Origin of the sequence: Homoserinimonas sp. OAct 916 (assembly GCF_003260275.1) — a bacterium.
In the GTDB taxonomy this organism is placed as follows: Bacteria; Actinomycetota; Actinomycetes; order Actinomycetales; family Microbacteriaceae; genus OACT-916.
On the sequence record NZ_QJHB01000026.1, the window covers coordinates 1 to 3,478 of the forward strand.

The 3,478-nt window shown below is 58.9% G+C and carries 4 protein-coding genes and 1 pseudogene; 2 read left to right on the forward strand and 3 right to left on the reverse strand.

From position 1 onward, the window contains the following. Positions 1–130: 130 nt before the first annotated feature. A pseudogene (locus DL891_RS17855) lies at positions 131–283 on the forward strand (zinc ribbon domain-containing protein); the annotation flags it as partial. Here the strand turns inward: DL891_RS17855 and DL891_RS17600 are convergent. Then, positions 266–412 carry a hypothetical protein gene (locus tag DL891_RS17600; protein ID WP_232819236.1) on the reverse strand — a complete coding sequence of 49 codons (147 nt, stop codon included), beginning with the start codon at positions 410–412 and terminating at the stop codon, positions 266–268. The pseudogene DL891_RS17855 and the gene DL891_RS17600 overlap by 18 nt on opposite strands. A gap of 39 nt (positions 413–451) precedes the next feature. On the opposite strand from DL891_RS17600, the gene DL891_RS17605 reads away from it, so the two are divergent. After that, positions 452–757, forward strand: coding sequence for a hypothetical protein (locus DL891_RS17605; RefSeq protein WP_232819237.1), 306 nt, complete (start codon positions 452–454; stop codon positions 755–757). A gap of 1,321 nt (positions 758–2,078) precedes the next feature. On the opposite strand, the gene DL891_RS16445 is transcribed toward DL891_RS17605, so the two are convergent. Together DL891_RS16445 and DL891_RS17860 are read right to left on the reverse strand one after the other, a co-directional pair. Next, entirely contained in the window at positions 2,079–3,284 is a 1,206-nt protein-coding gene (locus DL891_RS16445; RefSeq protein ID WP_157962583.1) for a toll/interleukin-1 receptor domain-containing protein, read from the reverse strand. Between the two features lie 53 nt (positions 3,285–3,337). Continuing rightward, positions 3,338–3,466 carry an HNH endonuclease signature motif containing protein gene (locus DL891_RS17860; RefSeq protein ID WP_368665645.1) on the reverse strand — a complete coding sequence of 43 codons (129 nt, stop codon included), beginning with the start codon at positions 3,464–3,466 and terminating at the stop codon, positions 3,338–3,340. Positions 3,467–3,478: the final 12 nt, after the last annotated feature.

Consider the following 3,478-nt stretch of genomic DNA (forward strand, 5'->3'; position numbering starts at 1 on the left):
CCGGCCTCCCGGTGTTGACCACCAGCTTCACGGCTTCGTCCTTGTACTCAGGAGTGAACTCCCGACGTGTCTTTCCCATAATGAACATTCTCTCTTGAATGGCGTCCACCCAACGGGGTCAAGGCCAAACATGTTCGCGGCGAGGACAGCATCCGGCCGCCGCGCTCCCCGAAGCTACCTGCTCACTGGGCTACTCCGGTGCGGCAAATGCGGCTCCAACCTGTATTCCTCAGCCCGGCAGCTCGAGCGTCGCTACGTTTGCCTGTCAGGGCCCGACCATCGCGGGTGCGGGGGAATCACCGTCACCGCGCCGCCAGTCGAGCAGTTGATCGCAGCCGCCGTCCTCTACCGACTCGATACCCCGCAGATGCAAGACACCCTCACCGGCCGCAGAGCCGACGATGCCCGACATAGCGAACTCCTCGAACAGCTCAACCGCGATCAAGCAAAGATGGACGAGCTAGCCAGCATGTGGGCTGACGATGAAATCTCACGCCCGGAATGGAAGGCCGCCCGAGAGCCGCTAGAGCACCGAATCAAGTCCATCGACCGGCAGCTGTCCCAGATCACCGGCACCACAGCGTTGGAAGGAATCGTCGGCCACGGTGCCGAACTGCGCACCCGCTGGGAAGAGATGAACCTGCAACGGCAAGCGGCGATCGTATCGGCAGTCCTCGATCATGCAGTCATCGCTCCGGCGGTGAAGAAGGGTGGGAAGTTCGATCCGAACCGGATCGTTCCCGCCTGGAACCTGTAAGGCCCGGTGCTCCGGCTCGCCCCTTCGGGGCCCCCGCCGAGCCCCCGGCCCCCAACAGGCTCCCAACCCGGCCAACGAGAGCGGCATCCGCCACGAACACCGGCACCCCTTGTTCAGCACAGGTGCGCTCCACCCACGCCCGTACAGCGTCCACGTCGAGGCCCATCATCGCCCCCACTGCGCCCAGATAGCGGGAGGGCCCTTCCATTCAGTGTTCTCCGAGGACGACCATTGCGTGACCGGTGCGCTACTCATCAGCTCAGAGGCTTCCTCGACCACTGCATCCGAGGAGGAGGCCGATAAGCGCATCACCTCCGGCTGGAAACCCTGTGCCACGTCATACCGGTGCAACCCGAGAGCCCGAACCGTGGGATCCGCGAACGTCTTCGCTACGTATTTCGATAGATACCCGGCGGCGAGGCGAGATTGTGAAAGAGCCCCAGAACCAACCCGGAGGTCGCCTAGGAGCTTGATATGCACGAATCCATGCCGCCATGCGTCAACGATCAGTGAACGCTTGATGAACCGCCCAACAGCGAAGTGCGCGTGCAGCCCATGACCAGACTTGTGCCATTCCGGCACCCACGCGTAAGGCAGCGCACCCGCCCAGGCTCTCCCGCAGAGAGCGGAAGAAGTCCGCCAGATGCTCGCGCAACACACCCGGGTCGTGATTGCCGGAACCGGCATAGGTCAGAGTGCCGAGCCGATTCAGCCTGTTCGCTGCGCAATAGCGGCGGAGGCGTGCACGCGCACGTCGTCCGGCCTCGGCAGCGGCGCGTTCCGGGTCACGCGCCGATCCGCGTGCAACGTAATCCGGTACTCGACGTACCGAGTACTGGAATGACCCGCCGCCTTCACCCGCGTCCGGGTAGAGGCTGAAATGCCATCCGGCATCAGGGCGCACGAGAAATCGCAGAGGGGACGATGAAGTGTGAGGATACATAAAGGGACCAGTGTTCGATGCCGACAGGGACCACCGAAGTGCCGACGACATCCGCAGAAGCGACAGGCTCTTCAGCTCCCGGATTTCAACCGGGTCTGGCCTCTAAACGCTTCTATTCGAGCGGGGGCACTGGCCTTATAGCGCCGCTCAACCTCACTGAGGTCCCACACATCTTCCGCAATAGTAGTTATGCAACGCCCAAGGCGCCGCACCCTTCGTGTATGGCTCCTTTATACCGGAGAATTACATGATTGTCATTCGTTCACAGGGTTCTCTACGCTGCCGCGGTTTGTGGCGGCCTACGGCCACCAAAACCTTGCCCTCGAATGTCCCTGCCGGACTCCCCGAGTTATGTTGCTTATTCAAGTAAAGGCGCGGCTACGCCGCAAAGTCGATCGAGTCTTGCCAGCCGTCCATAATGCTCATCCCATCTGCGATGTTTCTCAATGCAGTTTCGAATCTCCTCAGCACGGGCCTAATGTCTCTGCTCAATCCCGCGTTGGCTTTTGCAATATCGGCTGCAGACCGGACACTAGTGGTCGAGTCGCGGCCCGCTTGAATCAACCCTTGAAGGCTACTGATGAAAGAGTCGACATCGTGAGTACTTGATTGAGATGAAGCTAGCTTGAGTAAAGCCTGGACGCCGACATCAACCCTCAAAAGTGCAGTGGAATAGTCCTTCGACAGAGTTTCAATTTCAACCAGAGGCGCTTCAGCATCGCGTGCCATTGATCGGGCAATCGCAATCTTCGCAGCGAAGGAATTCGGACGACTATTTGCCGCGTCCATTTTTTCGGTCGCTGCGCCAATCACGGTGTTAAAGCGCTCGGTCGCTGGCCCAATCATCTCCATGGTCTTGCGCCACTCTTCCATTGCAGGCTCAACATCTGCGATGACATCGATTAATCCCGGGGCGTCTTCGTCCTCTTCGTCCACGCTTTCGTCCGCTTCCTCAGGATACTGCTGGACTTCTTCGGCAACGTCTTGAGCTGGTGTTTGGGCTTTCCCCGCCTCGGCCGTCAAGCTAACTGAGATTAGTCGGGCTCCGGAAACGACCTCACTGCCGTCTCTGCCACTCGACTCGAGCCGTTGGGTTAGCTCGACCAAGCGCGTGGCCAGCCTATTGATCGCCATCCTGTATTGAGTGGAAGATTCGTCGAGGAGACGGAGTCCATCCCACGATTCGAACTGCATGCGTGCGGCGAGGTCTTTAAGCTCATCAGTGCTGCCTTCCCGAAGGTCCGGAACAGGTGTGTATCGAATTGAAAGCAGAAGCTGATCCAAGCCGAGAGCAGATGCTGAAGTGATGAACTGTCGCATCTCCTTCCTGCATTCGTCTCGCAGAAAATAGGTCGGAGTAAGGATAGGGATGAAGAACGTAGTTTCCTGAAGGGCTTCGTTTAATCGCGCCCTGAAATCCTGGCCCCACAAGATTTCAGCCTTATCAGTGAAAATCTCGATACTTGTGCCCGTCAAAGTCTCAAATTCAGACCTAATTTGCTCGGCGATTTTGAGGACTCGACCTCCCTCTCGCTCGTTATCGGCATGTGCATAACTCAAGAAGGCTTTTGCCACTATTTCCATGGCTTGACCATACCGCGGAGCCGGTACGCCCATGTCCAAACAGAAGGGTCGTATTAGCAACTTGTAGCGTTGTTCGTATGAGTGGGCCCACCCTGGCTGTCGGGGATGACGTGGTGGATCTCACTCCAGTACGCCGGTATCGTGCACCCGGGAATGATGCAGGTGCCGTCCCGGAGGTTGATCGCCCGGCGTTG

Coding starts and splice junctions, on each gene's coding strand:
- DL891_RS17605 (WP_232819237.1), top strand. CDS start 452: ATGGACGAGCTAGCCAGCATGTGGGCTGACGATGAAATCTCACGCCCG.
- DL891_RS16445 (WP_157962583.1), bottom strand. CDS start 3,284: ATGGAAATAGTGGCAAAAGCCTTCTTGAGTTATGCACATGCCGATAAC.
- DL891_RS17600 (WP_232819236.1), bottom strand. CDS start 412: ATGTCGGGCATCGTCGGCTCTGCGGCCGGTGAGGGTGTCTTGCATCTG.